At 45.2% G+C, this 19,887-nt stretch carries 12 protein-coding genes and 1 pseudogene; 10 read left to right on the forward strand and 3 right to left on the reverse strand.

Annotated elements, in window-relative coordinates; all coding sequences use genetic code 11:
- Positions 1-13: 13 nt before the first annotated feature.
- From J3B89_RS04455 to J3B89_RS21180, 3 genes and pseudogenes are all read right to left on the reverse strand, one after another.
- Positions 14-1,750 (reverse strand): cyclic peptide export ABC transporter, encoded by a 1,737-nt coding sequence (locus J3B89_RS04455; protein WP_215396279.1) that lies wholly within the window; start codon positions 1,748-1,750, stop codon positions 14-16.
- 17 nt (positions 1,751-1,767) lie between these two features.
- A complete protein-coding gene (locus J3B89_RS04460) occupies positions 1,768-4,215 on the reverse strand; it encodes a penicillin acylase family protein (RefSeq protein ID WP_215396280.1) in 2,448 nt (815 codons plus the stop codon).
- Positions 4,216-4,367: 152 nt separating this feature from the next.
- A pseudogene (locus J3B89_RS21180) lies at positions 4,368-4,740 on the reverse strand (transposase); the annotation flags it as partial.
- Between the two features lie 840 nt (positions 4,741-5,580).
- Between J3B89_RS21180 and J3B89_RS04470 the strand changes: the two are divergent.
- The 10 genes from J3B89_RS04470 to J3B89_RS04515 all read left to right on the forward strand — a co-directional run bounded on the left by J3B89_RS04470 (position 5,581) and on the right by J3B89_RS04515 (position 19,859).
- Entirely contained in the window at positions 5,581-5,721 is a 141-nt protein-coding gene (locus J3B89_RS04470; RefSeq protein ID WP_215396282.1) for a hypothetical protein, read from the forward strand.
- A 294-nt stretch (positions 5,722-6,015) separates the two neighbouring features.
- The gene (locus tag J3B89_RS04475; protein ID WP_215396283.1) at positions 6,016-6,777 is read left to right on the forward strand and encodes an IS5 family transposase; all 762 of its coding nucleotides are present in this window, start codon (positions 6,016-6,018) and stop codon (positions 6,775-6,777) included.
- A 1,600-nt stretch (positions 6,778-8,377) separates the two neighbouring features.
- Positions 8,378-9,220, forward strand: a complete 843-nt coding sequence (locus J3B89_RS04480) for a thioesterase domain-containing protein (protein ID WP_215396284.1) — start codon at positions 8,378-8,380, stop codon at positions 9,218-9,220.
- Between the two features lie 112 nt (positions 9,221-9,332).
- Entirely contained in the window at positions 9,333-10,586 is a 1,254-nt protein-coding gene (locus tag J3B89_RS04485; protein WP_215396285.1) for an HlyD family secretion protein, read from the forward strand.
- Between the two features lie 28 nt (positions 10,587-10,614).
- On the forward strand, positions 10,615-11,319 hold the full coding sequence (locus tag J3B89_RS04490; RefSeq protein ID WP_215396286.1) for an ABC transporter ATP-binding protein: 705 nt from the start codon (positions 10,615-10,617) through the stop codon (positions 11,317-11,319).
- Positions 11,316-13,736 (forward strand): ABC transporter permease, encoded by a 2,421-nt coding sequence (locus J3B89_RS04495; RefSeq protein WP_215396287.1) that lies wholly within the window; start codon positions 11,316-11,318, stop codon positions 13,734-13,736. Before J3B89_RS04490 ends, J3B89_RS04495 begins: the two co-directional genes overlap by 4 nt.
- A 96-nt stretch (positions 13,737-13,832) precedes the next feature.
- The gene (locus J3B89_RS04500) at positions 13,833-14,576 is read left to right on the forward strand and encodes a thioesterase II family protein (RefSeq protein WP_215396288.1); all 744 of its coding nucleotides are present in this window, start codon (positions 13,833-13,835) and stop codon (positions 14,574-14,576) included.
- Positions 14,573-15,397, forward strand: coding sequence for an SDR family oxidoreductase (locus J3B89_RS04505; protein WP_215396289.1), 825 nt, complete (start codon positions 14,573-14,575; stop codon positions 15,395-15,397). The genes J3B89_RS04500 and J3B89_RS04505 overlap by 4 nt, the downstream gene beginning before the upstream one ends.
- A 57-nt stretch (positions 15,398-15,454) precedes the next feature.
- A complete protein-coding gene (locus J3B89_RS04510) occupies positions 15,455-18,328 on the forward strand; it encodes a non-ribosomal peptide synthetase (protein ID WP_215396290.1) in 2,874 nt (957 codons plus the stop codon).
- A 133-nt stretch (positions 18,329-18,461) separates the two neighbouring features.
- A complete protein-coding gene (locus tag J3B89_RS04515) occupies positions 18,462-19,859 on the forward strand; it encodes a hypothetical protein (RefSeq protein ID WP_215396291.1) in 1,398 nt (465 codons plus the stop codon).
- Positions 19,860-19,887 lie beyond the last annotated feature (28 nt).

Here is a 19,887-nt window from a genome sequence, read left to right on the forward strand (position 1 = left end):
TCTCAAATCCGTGTCAAACAGCTTCTTGCTGCCTAATTTTGCTGCTGACGACTGTGCGACTCAATGTTCGTTGGGCGATGAGTTCTTTGTCGATTATACAATCAATCAACTGACCATTTTCCATAACCAATATTTTGTCGGCAACATTGAAATAACGATCGTCATGACTGATAACAACTACTGCCTTACCTTTGTTCTTTAGTTGAGCTAATACGTTGTTATAGAAAAATTCTTTAAAGATTGGATCTTGGTCTGCCGCCCATTCGTCAAACAGATAAAACTCTTTGTCTTCAAGAAAGGCGACCAACAACGCCAGCCTTCTTTTCTGCCCGTCGGATAGCTTGATTGTTGAGAACTTGCCATCGACAATGGAGACTTTGGTATCTAGGCCGAGCTCACGCAGATACCGATGCATATCTTCTTTTTGCTCTTCGTGACTGCCATCGAGCAAACGGTCAAAAAGATAGTAGTCTGAATAAATCGAAGAAATGACTTGGCGACAGCTTTTAAGATTGGAATCGTCGACTACAGTTTCGCCATACTTGATTTGACCTTCGTCAGGTAAATGGTGAAGCGAAAGCATCTTACTTAATGTCGATTTACCAGAGCCGTTACCACCGACAATAAAGGCAATACTACCCTTTTCAATAGTGAAATTCACCGGACCAACTTTAAAACCGGGCGCCCCATCCTCCAGGTTGTACTTGTAACAAACATCGGAAAATAGGATCCGATTCCAAGGTTCAAGCTTGGTCACTTCTTGATTTATTTCCTCCGGTGGGATCTCTGCAAAAATGCGGTTGACTTTATTCAGCGAGATCCGAGCAATAACCAGCTGGGGAATAGTATTGATCACAATAGAAACCGGCCCAGTGATATACAACAACGCCATTACTACACCAACCAATTGTTCATTGCTGATGGACTCATAATTGACAAAAATAAAAGTCACTATCCCTATGACAAAAAAGCTGATCATATCGCCATAGTTGGCGGCAGTACGTACAATGGTATTACCGGTCTTATCGGCTTTGCGCACGGCAAACTCGTTATTCATCAACACATCTTTGACGTAAACCTTGCTTTTAACGTCATTCAACTTCAACTCTTTGGCACCATAAATCAAACCACGAATAGATTCCTGAAGCTCATCTACTTTTTTTCGCGAATGTTCAAAGTACCAATTACTCACCATGATCGGTAGCTGGTAAGTTACAATTCCGAAAAGTAGCGCCCCTATAACGAACCAGAATACATTGTAGTTTAGATATAGTAAAAATCCTAACAAACCAATAATAGTTACAGAATTAATCAGTACATCGGGGATCAATCTTGCTCCCATGACAATACGTGCAACATCGGTCGTAATGGTCGCAATCAATTTCGACGACCCCATTCTTTCCAGCACGTCGATTGGTGCTGCCATGATTCGCTCGTAGAGCTGAATACGTACTTTGGTGGTTAAATCGATAGATACCCGGGTTAATATCACCTGAGAAAGTGTCCTGGTGACTAAGATAAAGATACAGACAAACATAAATAAAGCCGCCATTTTGTAGTTGAGCACTTCAAATGACAATACTGTTCTAACACTAAGCTCGGATTCCACAATAGTACTGGAATCAACGGTGATAGCACTTAAAACAATGGGGATTAAAACAGCATAACTGATCCCCGACAGCGCACCCAGCACTATCGAAAGTAGTACTTTATTTGGAGCCTGCTTGCTGAATGCATCAAAAAGCTTCATCTGATTACCCCTGTTAACTACTTGTTTGTGGTCGATTTATTATCTTGGCTAATCAGTAATAGTTTATTATTGATTCGAGCGTCGTTGATATTGTGGTAGCGCCCTTGAGAAAACGATTCAACCATATCATCATAATGTTGACTAAACACATTCCCCGATTGTCCAGTTGAGTTCATGTAAAAATGCTCGACTCCTTGATCGCCGACTCGCATGATCTGCCTGAATCCGGCACCAAAAGTCTGTTCATATCCTTCAGCATCTCTAAATACTGACGACGATACATTGACTGTATTTGGCCCACCGGCGGCGGCAACTCTACGCTCAAAAATCTTTTTGAACAAATTGATACGGCTAAACGGGTTGTGGGCGTATACACCAGTATTTATTCTCCCCCAAGCCCAATCGTTCATATCAGTTCCCGCCAGCTTACTCAGCTCCTTGATGGCGTCGTTTAACGCTTGACGGGCTACCATCGAACATTCTTCTACCAGTATGGAATTATTATTTTCACACCAGAACGCACTGCCTGGGGTTAGCGCAGCTAAAATCTGGTCATACGTGGTGTTCAAATATATTCGTCTGAGCAGACCCGAATCTGCTACACGGCCATAATCGGCCTTAAATGCGTCCTTATATATTGCAATCCTCAGGTGCCTGGTCCAACTGTAAAAAATAGAAGCCGCTATACTGTCGGTTGCCATGTCTCCATCCCAATTTTTGATGAACTGCAGAGCTTCGTGTTGTTGCTCCGTCTCCATAGGCATAGTCTTAAGCAGGTCGAGCAGCTTTTTGGCACCGAGGCTCAAAGTATCCGCCTGCATTGTCTTAACGTAATCCAATGAAATTTCTCTGCCAGCTGCAATTTCCTCGGACAGCATCTGCTCGATTCGATTGGCTCTCGCAGGAGGCGCCCAATTATCGGAAATATGGAAGGGGTAGTCATCGCCGACAAGTTTGTTGTTGGCCGAAACGATAAAACCTTCGGGAGGATTGTAACTTTGTGGCCACTGCTCAAACGGTACATAACCACGCCAGAAATAATCACCACTACCGCCATGAACCGGCATATTACCCCGACCTTTTTCTCGAATCGGAATTTTACCGGCGCCTAGATAACCGATATTACCGTGTACATCGATGTATAAAAAATTCAAGTTAGGTGCAACGTAATGGCTCAAAGCCGATTTGAAAGAGCCCCAATCACTGACATAATTGAGCTTTAAGAAAGCTTCGTAACTTGTGTCTTTATCATCAAGTGCAGTCCATCGTAAGGAAATCGGTTGATCAGATAATCCGAATGCGTCACTGATCACCGGCCCTCTAACAGTTTCCCTTATCCTTATTTCAACCGGTTTTACCGCTTCTCTTAGCATTACTGGGAATTCGGGGCGAACCTTGATATACTCTTTTCGGGTTTTGAACTCCAGCCACTGCCCATTGTTGAGATATTGCTTGGGGTTGTTAAGCTTGACTTGCTCGAAATACAAATCCTGTACATCAGCCATCAAGTTGGTTCCACCCCAAGCTACTTTCTGGTTACGCCCGAAAATAATCACCGGCAAACCAACCAATGTCATGCCGACGGCATTAATTCTTTCTCCTGTTAAACTGGCCATATACCACAAAGAAGGGATTTGAAGCCCCAAGTGGGGATCGTTGGCTAACAATGCCTGACCGTTGTCAGTCAACCTCCCAGACACCACCCAAGCATTACTACCCACATATGGACTACCAACGATAAAATGCTGTTTCAGCACATCGTGCAGTTGCGCCATTGCGGCAAAGTTTTTCACCGTATTATTGCCAGATTGGGCAACGGTTAGCGTACTATCTTGAGAATAGTCAGCAAAAAACTCGGAAAATTGATCGTCGTTCAAATAGGATTTGGCCATAAATTGAGAGAGTTCGCTCCACATGCTGTCGGAAAGGTGTAGCGCGAACACCTTGCTCCAAGCGAGTGAATCAATTGGTGTCCAAGGTTCGGGAGTAATATCGAAAATATAGAATTCCGGTGGCAGTCCGTCGGTTTTTTCCAACCAGCTATTAATCCCGGCACTGTATGCAATGAGTGACGACTTGGCTTGCGGAGACAAGGACGCCCAGGCAGATTTAGCCGCGTCATACAAACCCAGAGTACGCATTTGTGCATCAACTGAAACGGAGGAAGCACCGAAAAGCTCACTTAAACGACCCTGTGCAATTCTTCGCTGCAGTTCAAGTTGCCATAGACGATCTTGAGCATGCGCCAGACCCATCCCAAAAAAGACTAGCTCATCCTTTGGCGCTTTAATATAAACCGTACCGTTGTCATCCCGTTCAATACTTATATTTTCCTTAATACCAGAGACCTGTAGCTCGCCTTTAACCTGAGGAATACCAAAATTTTCGTTAAAAAAGAAATAGGCTGAAACGGCCAGGGCAGGCAAAATGATTAATGCCAAAAGCCTTATAACTAAAGTTTTCATATTCTAAGTAGAGCTCCATTTGCTACCAATTACTTTTAACATTCAAGTATAAGGGCCATTAAATCTTTGCTGTTCACACTTCAACCAACTAACTTTGGCAGCTATATGAGGCAGTAAGCCAAGGATAGTGGGCTTGAATAATTCCGAGCCTATTTATCATATCTTATAGCTATTGAGCGATAATTCTTTAGCCTGGAAAATCAGTTCTCTATGGGATGGCAATACTTGTAAAAGTACCAGCAACATCGCCATTCCCTGCCCTTAAACTGCATTTACACGGTATGGCCCGGATACTATTTTTTTCGGGCCTACTCTCGTATTTTCTCACTATCATAGCCTCGACCAACGATAACATGCTCTGCATTAGACAACTGTTCTAGTAATTCTATAGCTGCTTTACAGTCGTGAGCTTTGTCACCCTTGATTATATAATCTATTGGTAGACTACAACTATCAACAGCCATATGAATTCTCGTCGTGTTACCCCCACGACTTTCCTAAAGCTTCTTTCCCTGAAGATAGAGCCTATATTGCTTGCTAATGCGCTATATCATCGTTCCAAAGACAAACGACTCACATACAGGATGCCTTTAAAAGAACTTCTGTGTCTAGTTAGTCTTAAACGCGGCCAGTTTTCATCATCATTCGAATTAGTTTTGACAACTACTTATCTGTTAATCATCTTTTTGGCTAGGCAGGTTGTCCCGGTTCGTTTTTGGCGAATGTAATGCCACCAGCCCATCTTAATGTCAAATTAACACCAGTCCTTAGAATTAAGAGTTCCACACTCTGAATCAGACAAAAAAATAGCTACGCAATTTTTTATAATCTACAGCATTAGAGCACTTTTTTAAGCTGAGCACTAGCCCTTAGTTTAATTATGGGGTAAACCAAATTCCCAATAATCAGGATAACAGATAATAATAGCGGGTCGCCAGCCCTGAAGTAGCAACCGGTCGCCAATCTTTGTACCGTTCAGCACTTCATAAGCGGACTTGGCTTTATGCTTTATCCATCGACGTTTCCTCAGGCTGTACAAGGCTCGGAACCACTCTGGTTGACGCCTTTGCGTTCATATAAAGATAGAAGCGCAAGGTGAAGTTGAGGCTTTCTTGGGCACAGGATTGCACAAGACGATTGTTCAGCAACCCTGTCGAACAGCATTTTGACCTGCTCCTACGGTCAGCAGCCAGAAGCTGCCCAATAACTCCTGAAACTGAAGGGGGCAGCTTTCAGCGGATGCTTTGTTTAGTACTCGCGCTACTTCGCCGATACGGAAGGCCAAGTAGACTTGATCTAGATGTAGTAATCAGTCAGAGTCAAGGAGCGTTAATACAGCCCCCGGTCAATGACAGGCGATCGCCAATGAAAGATAGCCTGAAAACTGCTCCAAGATCGCCTTCACTCGGCTTCTCCATTGTGTATCCGATCAGGCTTAATCATCGAAAAATGAAGGGCATCACTTTCCATGCTTTCGACCATGCCAGAGCTCGCAATGCGGGCTAAGTCAGCCTCTCGCATAAAAGAACGGAAAAATTAACTGAGCGACAATCGGATTAACTGCGAGAAGCCGTCTCACGCATGAGACGGGACAATATAAGCTGAGCGACAACCAGATTAACGCGAGAAACAATCTCACGCATGAGACAGGATAATATAAGCTGAGCGGCGACCCAGTCACGTGCGTGAAGCAAGTCCTTACCTATGATTCTAGAGCGTGTTGATCTTTGCGGTATAAAAAACGAACGGCAAATGAGTAAGTTATAATGGTTTCGCCAAAAAACAAAACAACGTACTCAAATGCCGAGACTTATGCTAACAGATAAAACCTGGGATTTACTATCGCGAGTGATGTATTTAACGGGACGAATTTACAAGAAACCGGAACATCGAATGACACTTGAGGGGATTTTGTTCCGAATGCGAACAGGTATACCCTGGCGGGATATTCCGAAGGAATTTGGGTGTTGGAGTAAGGTCTTCAGGCGCTTCAACCTTTGGTCACGTAAAGGTGTAATGAGTGAAATCTTCAATTTTCTTAGTTCTTTACGTGATCCAGAGTGGGTTTTTATAGACGGAAGTATCGTCAAGGCCCATCAAGACAGCACAAATATTCGAGACAGCCAATGCGAAGCCATTGGCTGTAGCCGGGGCGGTAAAACGACAAAAATCCACCTGGCTGTTGATAGTGGCGGTTTGCCAATACACTTTGAAATATCAGGCGGACAGGTTAATGATATTGTTCATGGCGAATCGTTAATTGAAGGGATAGCGGGTGTAGAAATGGTTGTAGCCGACAAGGGCTATGATAGCGAAGCGCTCAGAGAATTTACCCGTAGTGCTGGCGCGAAACCGGTAATACCAAGGCGAGGCAACAACAAGACGGGGAATCACGACATAGATTGGAGCATGTATCGCTTGCGGCACCTGGTCGAGAATGCCTTTTTGAAAATAAAGAAATATAGAGCTATATCAACGCGATATGACAAGTTGGCGAGGAACTACCAAGCGATGGTAGCCCTTGCGTTTAGCATGATGTGGCTACCAATGTGGGTTGATTAAAAAGTGAACTGCAAAGATCAACACGCTCTAGGGAAAATCGCCATCGAAAATTAAGTTTCTTGCAGAATAACTCGAGTCTTTCTATTCCCGACCTTACTCCAGCCCCTTAGTCAATCCTTGCATGCATACGAATGCGTGAACTAAAGGACTAGCCAATGGACAGCAGATGCCAAACATCCCAGCGACAGCGGCCGGAAAGAACCTTGCCATCCTATTGATTTGCACCCGGCTGAATACCTAGCTCATTTTCTGCCCAGTCATCGAAGTCGACCTGCGGAATTTTTGAGTTCAAGAACCTGGTATACGGGTCGCCAGTACTCGCTGCAATGAGCACGGTGCCGACCTATTAATTGCCTTGCCCCTGCAAATGCTGCGATATTTTTTTGCATGCAACTCCAAAGCTGATAACCACCGCTGCGGCACACTTGGTCGAACATCTGATTCCGCAGGTGCTGACTCGCCTAAGGGGGCTCAGCAATCACAGTGCCGCTCCTGCAAATACTTCAGGGTCGCGGCCTTATGCTTCCGGAATGAGCGCTGGACATGCACGGCTTGGTTCATGGAGGCGGCAACTGCATGAATACCCTAGCAGGCATCTGCGCGAACAACTGCAAGGGCTGGTGTGTCTTACTCGCTACTGCCCTAGTCCAATTTAATCAGGCAAGTGCCTATGTTGAGACTCAAACCAAACCAAGTAATTGACACCTTCCACAAGCGTCGTCCCAATAGAGAAACTCAACAGCGCCTGAGCCCTCTGGATTAACTCGATAACATTGTCTGGATAGCTCTGTCTCTGTGCGTCCGCAGACAGCATTCCCAAGTGCTACTTCTCCTCTGACAGCTCCATGCGCCCAATGAGAAGCCGAATTAAGCCACCGGAAGATTGGGTCACGGGGTTTTTGGCGTACCTGCAAGCGCGAATCTATAAGGTCGCCCCACTCACCTGCCCTCATTAGATAGGAAAATTGCGGACTACCGAAGTCATTATCAAAATGACTAGCGTGCGGCGGATTCTAGATCTCATCAACTACATCTTCCAAGTCATGCCGGACAGCGAGTCCTTGGATCAAAGCTTATTCCGCTGAGCAGTTGCTGACTGGCGTGTTGCCCCTTCGGTCTTCAACGCAAGAATATCGAGCTCTACGGAACGGTTTGCCTTGCTCGCAATACTTGGGTAAACTAACAACAAATTTGCATATTAACGACAATTTCTTTGAAAAGTTTACCGCTTAGCTTGAGTTTAATGAAGGCTAATATGAAGTTTGGGGTGCAGAGACGATATAGATTGGGATTGCTGACAGCATAGTTGGGGGAGTTCTGGCATTTAATTTCCTACCCAAGTTTAAACCATATTGATAAGGAAGGATGTACGCAGAAAGTTTGAAAGGCGCAATAAACGTGATGAACATTGGGTAGACGATACCTTAGATACCTGATTGATTGCTTGCTTAGGTTTAAGTCCACCAAGAAAATAAGGACTTAAACAGCGGAATTAATTGGGGTCGGCAACATACCTGCCATAAAACCGTATGTAGAGCTGCCGCCTAATAAATCATTTGTGTTGTGCTATTAAATGGGGATGCTGTCATTTAGAGTAAGTATGAGCGAAAACATTGATAACTTGAAGACCGTGGTGGAATTGAACCAGTCCGCTGCCGCCAGGAACATTTTTTGTATTCACCCTGCCGGTGGTGGAGTGAGCTATTATGAGGGCATAGCCAAAGAACTTAGCGATATTGCCAAAGTCTATGCCTTGGAAGATCCGGTAATTTACGATGATTTTGATTATCGTTCATTGCCTGAATTGGCGGAGTATCATCTGGAAACTATTCAAGAGGTTCAGGAATCTGGTCGGTATACTCTATTTGGTTATTGCTCCGGAGGCCCTTTGGCTTATGAAATTGCTAAGCAGTTGATCCTAGAAGGGAAAGAGGTAGAGCGTGTAGTGATGTTTGGTTCTAAACTCGTAACCGGTTTTGATTCAACAGTCCCGGAAAAATACCTGTTCCTCCGTGACTATTTAGGGGCCCGCTTCGGTCTTCAATTGACCTCGTTGGATTGGCCTTCATTTGAATCGCGAGACATGCCCAAGGTATCAAAGGCGATTGTCGATTTATTGGTAGAGCGGAAGGTTGAAGGTATCAGTAATAATATACATTGGGTCGACCGCAGCATTCAGGCTCTGGTAATGATGCGCGAAGCGCAAAAACGTTATCGGGCCGGTAATTCATCGATGGATATCGACTTATATCAATGGAATTACGCAGACTCGGAAGCGGCAGCGAAAACCGCACCTTGGTGCGATTGGGAGCAATTGACAACCGGACGTTTGAATGTGTTCGGACCACCGGATAAAGTGGAGGATCATCTGGATATTATGTTTGCCCCCTACTTAGCGGAAACGGTCAATAAGGTAAAGGCTTATAGTTTGGCCTCTAGCTAGGGCTTGTTGATCTTTCATAATTGATTATTAATCAATATGATAGGTTGGAGTTGCTTTTCAGAAATTGACAATTTTAACCTTGCTCCACTGATAATGGTATGAGTATTAATTTATGGACGTAATGAAAACGAAAAAGCAGACCAAACTCTTCAGTGCCAGAAATATCGGAATGGTGACTTTTATTATAGTGGCATTTACATTTTATTTCAGCAGTTATTCAGACGCAGACAGTCAATCGATAGATCGAGACAAACTGCAATTTGCTAAAGTAGATTTTGGTTCTATGGAGATTTCCATTGAAGGCTTTGGCAATCTGCGTTCAAAAAATCAGACATTAATCACCACTCCAAGTGTCGCGACAGTAGAGGAGATAGTGCTTAAACCGGGAGCGATGGTTACTCCGGAGAGTGTGATCCTCAGACTAAGCAATCCAGAACTGGAAGTGGAGTTAATGAATGCCGAGCTTGAATTGGTTCGTCAAAGTGCAAGCCTGCGCCTGCTTGAACTCAATCACGAGCGAGAACTTATCAACGAAGAAGAGCAGTTGTATGAATTCAAAGCACAGCTAGAGGCGACCCAGTTCAAACTCGCAGCAGAAGGCGAGTTAGTTGGCGACGGTATCGTTCCGAAACTGACCTATATGGAAACCCAGCTTAAAGAAAAGCAGATGACAAAACGCTTGGAGTTGAAAGGCAAACGCTTCGAACAATTGAAGCTGGTGAATGCCGAGACGGTAAATATTCAGCGAGAACTTATCAATCAGCAACAAGGTGAATACGACGCTGTTAAGCGCCGTCACAGCATGTTGACGGTCACAGCTAATATGCATGGGGTGCTTCAGGAGCTGCCGGTAGAGCTTGGTCAGAGCCTGACAGCTGGCCAGCCATTGGCTTTGATTGGCGGTGTAGACGAATTTGTTGCGCTGGTCAAGGTTCCACAGTCCAGAGTGGGAAGCATTGAAGTCGGTCAGAGAGCCGTCGTCGATACCCGTAGAGACATGGTCCAAGCCGAGGTTGCACGCATCAATCCGTCAGTAGAAGACGGCGCTGTTACAGTTGAATTATTATTGCTTGGTGAGTTGCCACAGAGTACACGCCTGGGGCTAAACGTAGACGCCGAAATTTTCATCAACCAACTTGAAAACATTAGCTACGTCAAGCGACCGGCCAACGTCAGGGCCAATTCATCGGCAACAATTTTCAAATTGTCTGAAGATGGAAAATCGGCTTCCACCGAGACCGTCGTTTTCGGCGCAGAGTCCGGCCGCAAGTTACAGGTGGTCTCGGGCGCAGTAGCCAACGAAACAATCATTTTAACCGATTTATCGAAATACGACGGAGTTTCTAAGCTACAAATTAAAAACTAGACTTAAAAACAACAGGACTAAGAAAACCATGAGTAATGTAAAAATTCGATTAGAAGAAATAACAAAGGTATTTGTTGGTGAAGAGATGGATACGCATGCCTTAAAGGGAGTCAACCTGTCCATTTATGATGGTGATTATATTTCCATATCTGGTCAGTCAGGTTGCGGCAAGTCAACTTTGTTGTCTATTCTCGGATTGTTGGATATGCCCACAGGTGGAAAGTACTTTATTGAAGATCATGATGTTAGCCAGCTTACGCTCACACAAAGCGCCGAGATCCGAAATCAAAAAATCGGCTTCATCTTCCAGCAGTTTAATCTCATTGATGAACTCAGCGTGTTCGATAACATTGCACTGCCGCTAAACTACTCTAAGACTTCCTACAGCCAGACACAAATTGCCGAACGGGTTCAGTTTTGTCTCGACAAGGTTGAAATGGGTCATCGTGCCAAACACAAGCCCAACCAACTGTCCGGTGGTCAGCAACAACGTATCGCCATTGCCCGAGCCCTAGTGGCCAACCCAGCTATCTTGTTAGTCGACGAGCCTACCGGCAACCTCGACTCGAAAAACGGTGATGTAGTCATGGAGATGTTGGCCAAGCTTAACGAAGAAGGTACCACCATTTGCATGGTAACCCATGATCCTCGTTATGCCACTATGTCAAAAACTCAGTTCCACATGCTCGACGGTGTCTTGCTCGATGCAGAACAAGCGAGGTTAGCGGGATGATTGCAATTGCCAATAAATTCAGGCTGGCGCTGGTCAGTCTGAAGCATGCTCCGGGTTTTTGTATCAGTGTTTTAACGACACTAGGTATTACCATTGGCGCATTGATATGCATGTTCAACCTGAACCACTTGATATACGTCAAGTCACTGCCATATCCGGATCATGATAGGCTGTATGTCGCCCAAGGTGAAAGCTACAACAAAAATGAGATGCAATTGGATGGTTACCATCTCTATCCAATAGCCGAGCTGTTGTACAAAAAACAAGATGTTTTTGAGCATGTCAGTATCATGCACTTTGAAGAACAACTAATCACCAGTATTTCCGGTCAGCCGAAATTAAACGTAACCTTTACCACCTCTGGCTTGTTCACTATAGTAGATGCCCCAATGGAAATGGGCCGACCAATCGCTGCCACCGAAGATCTTGATGCCCGCAATCCGGTAGCGGTGATTAGCTATAAGACCTGGAATGATTACTATGGCAAACGTCCGGACATTCTTAACCAAAAGCTTACGGTCGGCGAAACGAGCTTCAGCATCGTTGGGGTAACGGCCAAAAATTTCTCGGAACCTGAACTGTATTCTATCGGCCGGAAAACTGCCGTGTGGTTGGCTTGGGACTTCAACAGCATTCCTGAGTCCAACAGAGAAGGCTGGCAGTCCTGGTCACCAAGCCTTTTGGTTGTAGGTAAGCTGAAAAAAGGTGTAACTGAAGATCAGGCCAATCAGCAGCTAACCCAGTTGACCAACACCGAATTCAAGGCTCAGACTATTGGTGTCGGCTGGTTGAAGGAAGGTTCTATTAAAGTTCGTTTGGAGTCATTTGAATCAGCCATTGTCGGCGACAATTACAAAACAGTGATGATGTTCTTGCTCGGTGCTCTAGCGTTGTTGTTGATTGCCTGTGCCAACGTATCCAACCTGTTCTTATCAAGAACAGCAGAAAAATTTCGCGAGTACGCCATAAGGGCAACCCTTGGCGCCACCAAAGCACACTTGTTCAAGCATGTATTGTATGAAACTTTTGTGCTGATGTTCCTGTCGAGCATGCTCGGCTTGGTAGTTGCCCATTTTGGTTTTGAGCTGTTGAAAACCCACGCGCAAGAACAATTGCCGCGTATCAATGATTTGTCTATCAACTTTGTTACCGTTGTCTTTGCGTTTTCAGTTGCCGCGCTGCTGGCTTCGTTTTTCTCAGTAATAATCACTAATATGATCAAGTACCGGCGCCTCAATTCGTCATTGCAAAGCAGTGGTAAAGGCAGCGGCCTACAAATTTCAGCTAAAGTCCGTAGCATGTTGATACTCAGCCAGGTGATACTCGCTAGCCTGCTGCTGACCGGCAGCTTCAATATCTTAAAGCAATCGCTGGGGGTCATAAATCAGGCAGCTGGTTTTGAAACCGAGAACTTGGTGCATGTAATAATGACCACCGGTGCCCAACAAACCACCCGGCCTGAGCGCATTCAGATGATTGAGTCGATTAAGAAAAAAGTGTTGGAATTACCCCAGGTAAGAGATATCAGTAATTCTATCTTCGCCCCAATGCAGACCAACAACTTCGTTTCGTTGGTTACCAAAGAACTTAGCGGCAACGAAAAAAACCAAGCCAATACCAACATGATAGACCATCAGTATGTTCCTATGTTTGGCTTAGAGTTGGTACAAGGTAACAACTTCAACCAAGAAAATATCCGCGATTCGGCCAAAATGGTGCTGGTCAACGAAACTTTGGCAAAGTTCTATGCGCCGGACGGCAACGCATTGGGTATGAACGTGTTTTGGCAAAGCCAGCCGGAGCCTTACAAGATTGTAGGTATTGTTAAAGATATCTACATTCCCCGTACCGGTGTAACGTCAAGGGTGTATCTGGCAGGCAGCAGTAGCCTCAGCTTTGTGATTAAGTTGAAAGACAACCACGACCTCACCAAAAACGAGCTTATAGACTTGGTGTCCCAAGTGAACCGCAATATCGCCATTTATTCATTTATAAAAGTTGACGATGCCTATAAGACCTTGTTGGCTAGAGATATTGCAATTGTCTCCATCACCGCAGCTATCGCGGTTCTTGCTTTGTTTTTAGCCAGCCTCGGTATCTACGGTGTTCTCAGTTACTCAATCAAGCTCAGACGTTACGAATTGGGTGTGCGCATGTCCATTGGGGCATGCCCTAAGAGGATTGCTAAGGTGGTGTTCGGCGACTACAGCCGTCCGGTCATGTTAGGATTGTTACTCACTATGTGTATAACCATTTTGTTGTACGCATGGAGCCTGAATACGGACAGCTTTGCAATCGAATTGATCCCTTCAATGCTGTCTTATGTTCTGGTTGTTTTGACCTCGGCAATTGCTTGCGCATTATCATTGCGACAAATTATTTGGGCACGACCGATTACTATTCTCAGGGGAGAATAGTGGTATTAGGCAGCTTTCCGTCTGCAGGTAATGTGGAGGTGCAAGTTGCGCTTCTACAGTAGTAATCAAAAAACTCTTTATAGAAGAAAAATTGTTATGGCAAATGAAAATAGACTGACTTTGGTTGTTATGCCCTTCGCTGGGTCCGGTGCGTCAGTATTTAATGAATGGAACCAGCTCAACAATAATATTGATGTAGTTGCAATACAGTTGCCTGGGCGAGAAAAGCGCTTTATTGAGACTCCATACACAGACGTAAAAACCGCCGTTGACCTTGAATTGCAGCAAGTATTAGATGCTATAGACCCAAATCAACCTATCGCTATTTTTGGCCACAGCTTAGGTGCTGTTTTGGCTTATGAAATGGTACACCTTTTGGTCAAACAACCTGGTCTCGATGTTCGCTCCTTGTATGTTAGCGGCTCACCGGGACCACGCACCCAAAGGACAAAGCGGGCAACTGGTTTGAATGACGATGATTTTGTTAAATGTGTTGAAGAGTTTGCAGGTTATAGCCATGTCGCATTGAAAGATCCGAACATGAGAGAACTGCTGCTACCGTTGCTCAGAGCCGATGTAGAAATGCATGAAAACTACAAGCCCTCTCGCGATATCAAGCTAAATATACCGATTTATACCTTACGTGGAGACCAAGATACCTTGGTTAGTGCTGAAATGGCCGACCAATGGAAGGATGCGACCACTGCTCCCAAGCACTGCATCGAATTCTCAGGTGGTCACATGTATTTGGTTGAGCAGGCTGCAGAGATGTTGCAGGAGATCGAGAAGACTTTTTTTAAGACTCCGTCAAATATTAATACAGTGGAGTATTCGTTGTGAAACTTTCAGGCAAGGTTGCGGTGGTTACCGGTGCTGCCCGCGGCCTTGGCCGTGCAATCGCACTGGAGTTCGCCAAAAATGGGGCAGATCTCGTTTTAATTGATATTAGCAAAAACATTGACGAAGTTCCTTATGCATTAGGGTCGTCGAGTCAATTAGCCTACACCGCACAGTTGTGTAGAGAACTGGATGCGACAGTTCTGGTTTGCGAAACAGATTTGCGCGACATGGGCCAAATTGAGTCGGCAATAGAACAGACCATGGCAAGGTTCGGCAAAATCGATATCTTGTTAAATAACGCCGGTATTGCTGCGCCATCGGGCAAAATCGCTCATGACGTCAGTCAAGAGCATTGGCAGGTAATGATAGACATCAACCTCAACAGCGTTTGGCGAATGACCAAGGCTGTAGGCAAATACATGGTCAAGCAGGGGGCAGGCAGTATTATTAATATTGCATCAACGGCAGGTCTGGTCGGCTACCGCCATTTTTCCGGCTACTGCGCGGCCAAACATGGCGTCATTGGATTAACAAAAGCCGTCGCGTTGGATTACGCACCGCTGAAAGTCAGGGTAAATGCGATTTGTCCAGGTTCCGTTAGGGACTCGCAAGAGGTCGAAGGCATGATGCTATCTGAAATTGCCAGAGTATTGAAGGTTTCAGTCAGCGAACATGAAGATACCTTTCTCCAGGCACAGCCGATGAATGAGCTTGTTGAACCACAAGATATTGCAGATGCTGCGGTGTGGTTGGCGTCTGACGATTGTAAACGCATGACCGGTAGTGTCATCACCGTTGACGGTGGCTTTTCAATCAAGTAAAAGCTGGCCTAGTGCCTAGGATACCTCTGTTGCTTCCAAGCACGAATGGAGCTCAAGATGAGCAATATCACGTTATCTAAATCGGGCAGCCTTATAGCTGCAGCAAACTCACATGCTGTAAGAGCCCGCATAAACAAGCCTGTCGCAGTTATCGACAATAATTGGCAGGTATTGGTTAAAGAGTTACCGACAAGACGAGAAGAATCTGCTGTTGAGCAGCTTTGGGTTGACAATTTGTCAATCGACTCCTACTCAGATAAAGCCGAATCAAATGCAATTAAAGAAATGAATCGTTCGATTTACTTCAGTGAAATCGGACTTAGAGCGACCCTTTTAGTTTACCGTGACGGTGTGGCCGATTTGATTGTGGTTGCCGACAAAACCGTTTACGACAAAGCATCGCTGTTGTTGATCATACGCAGAATAATAGGATCGGAAAACCCATCTGCATTAGTTGCGGCGTTATCTTTGTCTGCTGAGCACTTTAAACTGCACCAGGCTCTTTCTCCCACTGAAGTTGACGATATCGTCTTAAAGGCTGTTGCACTGGAAGGGGAGCCCGATGTTAGTAACCTTACTGTTATCATTGGCCATGTGTTGGCCGCATATGAAGTCAGTAAGGATGCACCTGTAGCCTGGATGAAAAACGATAACGATAACGATAACGCCGATACATTGGACTGCCAGACGCAATACCTAGCGCTGTCAATAGCCCTTGATGCTAATAGCACAGTCGCTTCACTGGTCGAGAAGTTGAATGTTGACAAAGAGGCAGATATGTCACAGTGCAAGGTTGGCATTATTCACGATCAACAAACTTATCGCATGCCTGGCGTAAGTAAATGGCAATACCTGCCTTGTTTGGGTCCATCTCACGAATTGACATTTATCATCAGTGAAAACCTAAACCAGGCCACTTCACTGCTGGTAATGTTCAATCGTAAGACCTATTGCCCAGATTTCATCAAACGTATGATTAATAGTATTCGCGGTATAGCAGCAGAAATTTCAAAAGGCACCAACCAGAGTCTCGGCAACCAGCGTTTGTTGGCTGAGAGTGAACAAGCTTCAGTCAGCCTACTTGGCAGAAACGACATTGAAGTTGAACCGCCCTACCGTGTGGAGGAAAGGATAAGCGAATTGGCACAATCGCAACCGGATAACATTGCCGTATGTTTTGAAGACTACCAGCTGACTTACCGCGAGTTAGAAGAAAAGGCCAACCAAGTAGCTCATACGCTGCTGGAAAAAGGTGTGGCCAAAGGCGAGCATATAGGTATTTGTCTATCTCGTTCGGCAGAGACAGTGATCACCATGCTAGCCATATTGAAAACCGGTTGTGTCTACGTACCGCTTGATCCAAACTATCCGTTGGATCGCATTTCCTATACCTGCACAGATGGCGGCTTGAAATTTATCATCAGTGAATTAGCCGAAATACCTGAAATCGCCACGGACCGGATACTTTTTCATGGGGCATTCTTTGCCGAAAGTTCCAAAAAACCCACCCACAAGCCTGAGATAGAAGGCTTACACGTGAGCGATGCCGCTTATATTATTTATACTTCGGGCTCCACCGGAAAACCTAAAGGGGTTGTTATTCCGCACTGTAATCTGACTCACTTAATAAATGCCACCAAAAATGACTTTGGCTTGCATAATCAAGATGTCTGGAGCCTGTTCCACTCTACTGCATTCGACTTTTCCGTATGGGAAATCTGGGGCTGTCTGCTAACAGGTGGCAAGCTAGTAGTTGTTTCCTACTGGACCAGCCGTGATGTTGAAGAATTTGCGACTTTGGTGCGTGAAAAGAAAATAACGGTACTTAGTCAGACACCTTCGGCATTTATCAGTCTGATTCGAGAGGACGAGTTCAATCCCGTGGGCAACAGTATTAGGTTGGTGATATTCGGTGGTGAAGCATTGGATACAAGAGCCCTGCTTCCGTGGTTTGACAGGCACCCAGAAACACAATGTCGCTTAGTCAATATGTACGGTATCACCGAAACTACCGTACATGTAACCGCGCAGAACATTAGCCGTCATCACGCCGTAACTGCTTCACGTTCAGTCGGCAAGCCACTACCAGGTTGGTATATATATGTACTAGATGAGAAGCAAAGAATGTTGCCTCCGGGAGTAAGCGGCGAAATTTATGTCGGTGGTGCCGGTGTAGCGATGTTCTATCATGACAGACCCGACTTGACGTCTGAACGCTTTATTCCAGATCCGTTCCATAAAGGCACCATGTATAGGAGTGGAGATAAAGGCATGATGCTCGAGAACGGCGAGATGCTGCATATGGGACGACTTGATGATCAAATTAAGCTGCGAGGGTTCAGGATTGAACTTGGCGAAATCCGCAATACCATGCTTGCAGCAGAGGGCATTACAGCAGCTGCGGTAACCTTTACGCAAAAAGATCCCCATGATCCTGCAACTGCAAGGCTTGACACCTATGTAATGCTTAAAGGCATTTCCATCGATGATGTAATAACCCACGCCAAGCGATATTTGCCAATTCACATGCAATCGTCAAGTTATCGCGAAGTCAGTGAAATGCCTTTGACGCCTAATGGCAAGCTCGACACTAAACGCATTGAAGAGTTTGTCATTGAGCGGGATAAAACAAATGCCCAGAGTAACCAGAAATTTACAGAGCCAACCAGTGAAGATAGCCCAGTCGAGGCATGTTCTGGTAAACAGAACCTTGAGGACCTCTTGGTGGCTATATGGACAGCGACTCTAGGTAAGCCGGTCAAAGCCGAGGACAACTTCTTCGACCTTGGCGGAAACTCACTATATGCCATCAGAATATCCGCTGCGGCGAAAGAAGCTGGACTGCCTCAAATTCACATGCGGGAACTTTACATCTATCAGACTATCACCAATTTGGCCGGATTATTGCGTGAGCAGTACTCCATATGCTGATGTTGATAAGTAAGCAGGACGTTGAGCACTTAGTAGAATAACAATGTTGTGGTAGATAGATAGGTAGATAGGTAGATAGGTAGATAGGTAGATAGGTAGATAGGTAGATAGGTAGATAGGTAGATAGGTAGATATGACAGATTATAACGTCTTGGAAAACAATGTATCTTTGTCTTCGCAGTATGCTCAGTTGATGGCTGCAGTGGCGGAAGATCCGCAGCTGCAGAATTTGCAAATCATGGAATATCCGGAAGCCGAGTCAATAGGGAAGTTTTATAAATGTGGTGTCGGCACGTGGCCACTGATATTTTCCCAAGCAAGAAAGCAGGAGTTTGAAAAAATTATCAGTACCTTACCGGCGTTGATCCGCAAGGCCATCCGTATTTATTTTGGCAAAGACGGAAAACTTTTCAGCGACTATCTACAGATGGGGGATTCCATCTTCAACATGTTAGACCAGGTAGAGCTGGACAAGCGCGACTTTGTTCAACGCTTTGACCTGCTCTACAGCAACCATCAATGCAAGGTATTGGAGATCAATGCCGGGACCAACCTCGGATTGTGGGAAGTCGATTGGTTATGTGGCTATATTGACGAGATATTTTCCCGGTTTCCGAAGTTAAATTTGATAAAGTTGGCGCACAAACAAGTAATGGATTCACTGATTACAGCTCTGCTCGATTCGGTTTCAAGGCTAAAGGCAGCAACGCCAAACGGCAATGTTCTGTTCATTACCGAGGAGTTTACCGAGCAGGGCATTGCCGGCATACATGCCAGTTTTGAGCGAGTTAAAGCCAAGTTCGTCAATAAATTCCCTAACGCGACGATGGCGTTTTGTCATCAACCCGAACAACTGGAATGCTTGAGCAACAATGCGGTTAGGTTTAATGGGATTATTTTCGATGCGGTATTAGTTAGTCACCGCGAACTCCCTCCTTCGTTGCATTTAAAATTGGTTTCGAGCTTTTTGGCAGGAAAACTCCATTATCCCGATAATCCGTTCCAAGTCATGATCGGCAACAAGTTGTTGATGGCTGTTCTCCATGAAGACAATGTCTTGTCCGAAGTTACCAACAGTGAAGCCCAGTTTATCAAGGCTTACATTCCGTGGAGTAAACGTCTTATCGAGCAACAGGTAAACTGGGAGGGCAAGGAATACAAGTTGTCCGACCTGCTCAAAGAGCAGCAAAACCGCTTTGTGCTGAAAAAAGGCGAATCCATGGCAGGTAAGGATGTCATTGTCGGTCAAGTCACAGATAGGCAGGAATGGATTGGATTGATAGATGAAAAGTTAAACAGTGTAGGATGGTTGATTCAGGAGTTCTGTCCGCCAGACAGGGTGCAAAACTCTGATACTTTTGGATTTTGTGAAGTCGAACCTGTGTGGGGCATCTATGATTTCGGTCAAGCATACTGTGGCGGTGCAGCCCGGGCTGCACGTGTTGGGAAGCTTAAAGGTGTTATCAATGCTGCTACCGGCGCGAATATTTATTTAATGGCTGAGGCAGCTAAACAGAAATTGAGTATTTAACCAGAATCCAAGTCTAGAACGAGATTGG

Origin of the sequence: Rheinheimera oceanensis (genome assembly GCF_018831085.1) — a bacterium.
GTDB classification, from domain to species: domain Bacteria; phylum Pseudomonadota; class Gammaproteobacteria; order Enterobacterales; family Alteromonadaceae; genus Alishewanella; species Alishewanella oceanensis.

Excerpts from the sequence above, each read along its gene's own strand:
- J3B89_RS04475 (WP_215396283.1), top strand. The coding sequence starts at position 6,016 with ATGCCGAGACTTATGCTAACAGATAAAACCTGGGATTTACTATCGCGA.
- J3B89_RS04455 (WP_215396279.1), bottom strand. The coding sequence starts at position 1,750 with ATGAAGCTTTTTGATGCATTCAGCAAGCAGGCTCCAAATAAAGTACTA.
- J3B89_RS04480 (WP_215396284.1), top strand. The coding sequence starts at position 8,378 with ATGAGCGAAAACATTGATAACTTGAAGACCGTGGTGGAATTGAACCAG.
- J3B89_RS04500 (WP_215396288.1), top strand. The coding sequence starts at position 13,833 with ATGGCAAATGAAAATAGACTGACTTTGGTTGTTATGCCCTTCGCTGGG.
- J3B89_RS04470 (WP_215396282.1), top strand. The coding sequence starts at position 5,581 with ATGAAAGATAGCCTGAAAACTGCTCCAAGATCGCCTTCACTCGGCTTC.
- J3B89_RS04485 (WP_215396285.1), top strand. The coding sequence starts at position 9,333 with ATGGACGTAATGAAAACGAAAAAGCAGACCAAACTCTTCAGTGCCAGA.
- J3B89_RS04460 (WP_215396280.1), bottom strand. The coding sequence starts at position 4,215 with ATGAAAACTTTAGTTATAAGGCTTTTGGCATTAATCATTTTGCCTGCC.
- J3B89_RS04495 (WP_215396287.1), top strand. The coding sequence starts at position 11,316 with ATGATTGCAATTGCCAATAAATTCAGGCTGGCGCTGGTCAGTCTGAAG.
- J3B89_RS04490 (WP_215396286.1), top strand. The coding sequence starts at position 10,615 with ATGAGTAATGTAAAAATTCGATTAGAAGAAATAACAAAGGTATTTGTT.
- J3B89_RS04515 (WP_215396291.1), top strand. The coding sequence starts at position 18,462 with ATGACAGATTATAACGTCTTGGAAAACAATGTATCTTTGTCTTCGCAG.
- J3B89_RS04510 (WP_215396290.1), top strand. The coding sequence starts at position 15,455 with ATGAGCAATATCACGTTATCTAAATCGGGCAGCCTTATAGCTGCAGCA.